Origin of the sequence: Sphingopyxis sp. (assembly GCF_035250425.1) — a bacterium.
Classification (GTDB): Bacteria; Pseudomonadota; Alphaproteobacteria; order Sphingomonadales; family Sphingomonadaceae; genus Sphingopyxis.
Map to the genome: position 1 here is coordinate 1 of NZ_DATFFD010000225.1, position 4,042 is coordinate 4,042.

3 protein-coding genes are annotated in these 4,042 nt (G+C 65.4%); 1 reads left to right on the forward strand and 2 read right to left on the reverse strand.

The genetic code is table 11. The features are described from left to right. Window positions 1–391 precede the first annotated feature (391 nt). A complete protein-coding gene (ispG, locus tag VJ811_RS13395) occupies window positions 392–1,543 on the reverse strand; it encodes a flavodoxin-dependent (E)-4-hydroxy-3-methylbut-2-enyl-diphosphate synthase (RefSeq protein WP_324073128.1) in 1,152 nt (383 codons plus the stop codon). 258 nt (window positions 1,544–1,801) lie between these two features. Between ispG and VJ811_RS13400 the strand changes: the two genes are divergently transcribed. Next, window positions 1,802–2,554, forward strand: coding sequence for a TorF family putative porin (locus VJ811_RS13400; RefSeq protein WP_324073130.1), 753 nt, complete (start codon window positions 1,802–1,804; stop codon window positions 2,552–2,554). 81 nt (window positions 2,555–2,635) lie between these two features. Here VJ811_RS13400 and VJ811_RS13405 read toward each other — a convergent pair whose 3' ends face one another. Beyond that, a complete protein-coding gene (locus tag VJ811_RS13405) occupies window positions 2,636–3,784 on the reverse strand; it encodes an alpha-hydroxy acid oxidase (RefSeq protein WP_324073131.1) in 1,149 nt (382 codons plus the stop codon). Window positions 3,785–4,042 lie beyond the last annotated feature (258 nt).

Below are 4,042 nucleotides of genomic sequence, written 5' to 3' on the forward strand. Positions count from 1 at the left end.
GCATTGTGCAGGCGATGATCATCGAGGCGCTGACGGTGCTGTTGATGGCGGGAAGCTGGTGGGTGCTGTCACGCCCGGCGGCAAGCGAACCGGTTGCGAGTGATATGGTGCATTGAATTGGGAATGGCGGCTAGCGACCGGTTTCTGCCATAAGATCCTCCCTGTCGCGCAGCGATGGGGAGGTGGCAGCGCCCTTCGACTGCCTTGCAGGCGCTCAGGATAAACTGCGCCAAAGGCGCAGCGCTGACGGAGGGGTTTTGACGCGAGGTTGCAACCCCTCCACCACCGCTTCGCGGCGGTCCCCCTCCCCATGGCTTCGCCACAGGGAGGACCTTCAAGTCAGCTCACCACCCCTAAACCGACATCGGGATCCGCTGTCGATAACCTCGCCTTACGCCGCCTTGCCGTGCAGCGTGTCCATGCTCACCGAACTGCCCGCGTCGATCTCGGCCGCCTTCGCTTCGACGAGCCCCACGATATGCGCGATCATGTCGGCGTCCTCGACATGGTGGTCGGTGACCCCCGACAGGAAGACCATATGCTTGCCGTTGCCGCCGCCGGTGATGCCGATGTCGGTTTCGCGCGCTTCGCCGGGGCCGTTGACGACGCAGCCGAGGACCGAGAGCGACATCGGCGTCTTGATGTGGCCGAGCGCGTCTTCGAGCGCCTGGACGGTGCGGATCACGTCGAAGCCCTGGCGTGCGCAACTGGGGCAGGAGACGACGCGGACGCCGCGGGTGCGGAGGCCCAGCGATTTCAGGATTTCGTAGCCGACGCGGACTTCCTCTTCGGGTTCGGCCGACAGGCTGACGCGGATCGTGTCGCCGATGCCCGCCCAGAGCAGGTTGCCGATGCCGAGCGCCGATTTGACCGTGCCGCCGATCAGTCCGCCGGCTTCGGTGATGCCGAGGTGGAGCGGGCAGTCGACCGCGTCGGCGAGCTGCGCGTAAGCGGCGACCGCGAGGAAGACGTCGCTCGCCTTCACCGCGACCTTGTATTCGTGGAAATCGTGATCCTGGAGCAGCTTGATATGGTCGAGCGCGCTTTCGACGAGCGCCTCGGGGCACGGCTCGCCATATTTTTCGAGCAGGTCTTTTTCGAGCGACCCCGCGTTGACGCCGATGCGGATCGCGCAGCCGTTCGCCTTGGCGGCGCGGACGACTTCGCCGACGCGCTCGGACGAGCCGATATTGCCGGGGTTGATGCGCAGGCACGCGGCGCCGGCGTCGGCGGCTTCGAGTGCGCGCTTATAGTGGAAATGGATGTCGGCGATGATCGGGATGCGCGCCGCGCGCACGATTTTGCCGAGTGCCGCGGTTGATTCGGTATCGGGGCACGAGACGCGGATCAGGTCGGCGCCGGCTTCCTCGCAGCGGCGGATCTGGTCGATCGTCGCCACCGCGTCGCTGGTCAGCGTGTTCGTCATCGTCTGGACGCTGATCGGCGCGCCGCCGCCGACGGGGACGGCGCCGACCATGATCTGGCGCGACGTGCGCCGCGCAATGTCGCGCCAGGGGCGCAGGCCGGGATTATGATCGCTCATGGATGCTGCTCGACAGAGAGGGGGTTATGCCGCTCTTTAGCCGCCCGGCGGCGGCTTGGCAAAGCCCCGCGCGCGATCGCGCAGCTGTTGCGTGAAAGACACAGTCTGGCGCCGATTCGTCACTTTGCGCAATTTTCGTTTGTGCGTCGCAGCAAAATCGGCAATTTCGGACGCGTTCGTCGTTACAGGCCCGTACGAAGAGGCGTGGACACGCAACGCAGGCTGGGACGATCCGTTTTTTATTTAGGGGGATCACCCATGAAGTTTCTTACCAAAGCGTGTTTCGGCATGCTGCTCGCCGCGTCGGCCATGTCGACGCCCGCCTTCGCCCAGGAAGAAGAAGCACCCAGCGGCCCGTTCACGCTTTCGGGCGGCATCGCGGTCACCTCGGACTATCGTTTCCGCGGCATTTCGCTGTCGAACGAAAAGGTCGCGGTGCAGCCGACGCTGACGCTCAGCCACGAAAGCGGCCTCTATGCCGGCGTCTGGGGCTCGTCGCTTCCCGACAGCGATCCCTATGGCAAGTTCGAACTCGACCTCTATGCGGGCTTCAACACCGAGATCGCCTCGGGCACGACGGCTGACATCGGCGTGACCTATTACACCTATCCGGGCAGCCACGACGGCGGCGCGCCGACCGACTATTTCGAAGGCATCGGCAAGCTGTCGCACGACATCGGCCCCGTCTCGATCACCGGCATGGCCGCCTATGCACCGAAGCAGAACTCGCTTGGCGACGAAGACAATATCTATCTGAACCTCGGCGCCGGCTTCGGCATTCCCAACTCGCCGGTCACGCTGACCGCGGGCGTTGGCTATAATGACGGTTCGCTTGGCCTCGTGTCGCCCGACGGCAAATATATGGACTGGTCGCTCGGCGCGTCTTTCGCCGCCAGCTTCGCGACCTTCTCGGTCCAATATATCGACACCGACGTCAAAAAATCGGGCATCAAGGCGCTCGACACGCTTTACGATCCAACCGTGGTCTTTACGCTGGGCGCATCTTTCTGATCGCCTAGCGGGTCAGCGACCACGCGCTAAGGGGACGGCTTCGGGGGAGGCCGTCCCCTTTTTCGTGCGCGAAAGACGGCGTTACCGCCAGCGCAGATTGTGGGGGCCGAGATCGGCGAGCGTCCTGGCTCCCATCAATTTCATCCCGCGCTCCATCTCGGCGCGCAGCAGCGCGATCGCGCGCGCGACGCCATCCTCGCCCGCCGCGGCGAGCGCGTAGAGATAGAGGCGGCCGCCCGAACAGGCCTTGGCGCCGACCGACAGCGCTTTCAGCACATGGGTGCCGCGCGTGATGCCGCCGTCGCAGATGACTTCCAGCTTGTCGCCGACCGCCTCGACGATGCCGGCGAGCGCGTCGAAGGGGGCGATGCTGCCGTCGAGCTGGCGGCCGCCATGGTTCGACACCATGATCGCGGTAGCGCCGATGTCGACGGCGCGCTTCGCATCCTCGACCGCGGCGATGCCCTTGAGGCAGAAGGGGCCGTCCCATTGCCTGCGGATCGCCTCGGCGCGCTTCCAGTCGAGGCTCTGGTCGAGCATCGAAGTGAAATATTCGGCGACCGACTTGGGGACGCTCGACCCTTCGGAGACGTGCGTGACGAGGTTCGGCAGGCTGAACTTTTCGCGGAGGACATAGTTGAGACCCCAGCCGGGCTTGATCGCATAGCTCAGCATGTTCCGCGCCGTGAAGCGCGGCGGCGAGGTGAAGCCCGAGCGCAGGCAGCGCTCGCGGTTGCCGCCGACAATCGTATCGACCGTGAGCGCGACCGCATCGAACTTGGCGTCGCGTGCGGCGTCGAGCATCGCCTGGTTGAGGCCTTCGTCGTGGTGGACATAGAGCTGGAACAGCTTGGGGCCGTCCGTCAGCGCGCCCGCTTCGGCAAGACTGATCGTCGCGAGGCTCGATATGCCGGCGACGGTGCCCGCGTTCGCGGCGGCGCGGAGCACCGCGCGCTCGCCCTGCCAGTGGAACAGGCGCTGGAGCGCGGTCGGCGACAGGAACAGCGGCATCGCCATCTCGCGCCCGAACAGCGTCGTTCGCATGTCGACGCTTTCGACCCCGGCGAGCACGCGCGGGATGAGGTCGCAGCTGTCGAAGGCGGTGCGGTTGCGGCGGCGGGTGACCTCGTCGTCGGCGGCGCCGTCGATATAGTCGAACACCGGCCACGGCAGGCGGCGCTTCGCGAGCGCGCGGAAATCGTCGATATTGTGGCAGTCGGTGAGTTTCATGCTCTACTTTTCCGTTCGCATCGAGCGAAGTCGAGATGCCGTGAAGGCATGCGCTGAGGATGGGTGTCTCGACTTCGCTCGACACGAACGGATTTGGGCGGTCGGGTTTCCCATCAGAACACCGTCCGCGCCGCCACCGTGCCCTTGGTCGCAAAGCTGAAGCGCGGTTCGACGGCGAGATTCTTGTCGAGGATGTGCGCCGCGACGCGTTTCCCCACCGCGGGACCGTTCTTGAACCCATGACCCGACCCGCCGCCG

Bases quoted from the DNA above. Each gene is read 5' to 3' on its own strand.
- ispG (WP_324073128.1), bottom strand. From the start codon at position 1,543: ATGAGCGATCATAATCCCGGCCTGCGCCCCTGGCGCGACATTGCGCGG.
- VJ811_RS13400 (WP_324073130.1), top strand. From the start codon at position 1,802: ATGAAGTTTCTTACCAAAGCGTGTTTCGGCATGCTGCTCGCCGCGTCG.
- VJ811_RS13405 (WP_324073131.1), bottom strand. From the start codon at position 3,784: ATGAAACTCACCGACTGCCACAATATCGACGATTTCCGCGCGCTCGCG.